Consider the following 1,432-nt stretch of genomic DNA (forward strand, 5'->3'; position numbering starts at 1 on the left):
CCTCACCGGCGGCGAGCACGGCGCCGCGCAGCCGGTCCACGGCGGCGTCCGCATGCCGGGCGCGATCCAGCGCGGCCAGCGCCGCCGCCTCGTCGCCGTGGTCGAGGGCGGCGCCGATCTCGTCGAGCACGCCGGCCAACTCCTCGACGGTGTGCCGGAACTCGGCGACCAGTGGGGCGAGCGGCCGCCGGGCGTCGATCAGCTGGCTGGCCACCAGGGCCACCGCACCGCCGATCAGCGCGTCGACGAACCGGAACGGGACCAGCGACTCGGTGGGCGGGGCGACCACCACCAGGTAGAGCGCGGAGACGGCGGCCTGGACCACGGTGACCGAGCTGGCGCCGATGGCCACGGCGAGGGCGACGGTGAGCAGGATGACGGTGAAGACCGTCCACGTGGTCCGCGGCCCGAGCGCCTGCACGACCAGGTCGGCGACGAGCACGCCGGCGGCCACGCCGAACACCACCTCGACCGCCCGGCGCATTCGCTGGCCCCGGGCCTGGCCGAGGACGATCAGCGCGGCGGCCGGGGCGAAGAACGGCTGCGGGTGGCCGACCAGCCGGGTGGCGAGCACCCAGGCGACGGTGGCCGCCAGGGTCGCCTCCACGACCGGCAGCCAGCCCCGCTTGAGCCGCCCCGCAGCCTCCGGGAACCAGCTCCACCGCGCCATCTCCGCCTCCTCCGCCGCCGGACCGACCCACCCATGGTGCGCTGCCGCGAGCTGCACGGCAGTGGTGCGTGTCGCCACCTGCCGGTGGCTCCCATCACCGGCGGCCGCGCCGGGGCCGGGAACGGGCCCGGCGATCGCTCCCTGGTCTCAGGCGCCGGTCAGCGCCCGCAGCAGGCTGCGCACCGCCGCGCGCAGGTCGGCCCGGCTCTCCTCGGTTCCGGGCGGCGGCGCGCTGAGCGTGCCGGCGCCGACCAGCCGGTCGAAGAGCAGGCCATCCACGAACGCGACGAGCTGGTCGCCCTGGCGACGGGGATCCGGAGCGCCGGCGCGGGCGAGCAGGTCCCGGGCCTGGACCCGGAGCACCGTGCCCTGATCGAGGATCGGGCGCAGCTCGGGACGGTGCACCGCCTCCAGCAGGCAGGCGTACCGGGCCAGGGTGCGGGTGCGGCCGGTGGTCAGCCACCGGTCGAGCACCTGGGCCACGGCGGCCGCGAGCTGATCCAGGTCGGCGGCGCCGAGCGCGGCTGCCCGGCCCTGGTTGCCCAGTGCCGTGCCGGTGGGCAGCTCGCGGGCCGCCAGGTCGGCCCGGTCCAGCTCGGCGAGGCGCCGCACCACGGCCTCGATGAGCGCCTGCCGGGTCCGCAGGTAGGCCGAGGTGGTGCCGAGCGGTACGCCGGCGCGGGCGTCGACCGCCCGGTGCGTGAGCGCCCGCATACCGCCCTCGGCGAGCAGCTCGACGGCGGCGTCCGCCAGTGCCGCCAC

The 1,432-nt window shown here is 77.5% G+C and carries 2 protein-coding genes; both read right to left on the reverse strand.

Going from position 1 to position 1,432, the window contains the following annotated elements; all coding sequences use genetic code 11:
• Positions 1 to 748: FUSC family protein (locus tag DKL51_RS32695; protein WP_260428759.1), on the reverse strand; the 748-nt coding region annotated here is incomplete at its 3' end.
• 69 nt (positions 749 to 817) lie between these two features.
• A partial coding sequence (locus DKL51_RS32700) for a TetR/AcrR family transcriptional regulator (protein ID WP_260428760.1) occupies positions 818 to 1,432 on the reverse strand: 615 nt, incomplete at its 5' end.

The organism is Micromonospora globispora (genome assembly GCF_003857015.1).
Classification (GTDB): Bacteria; Actinomycetota; Actinomycetes; order Mycobacteriales; family Micromonosporaceae; genus Micromonospora; species Micromonospora globispora.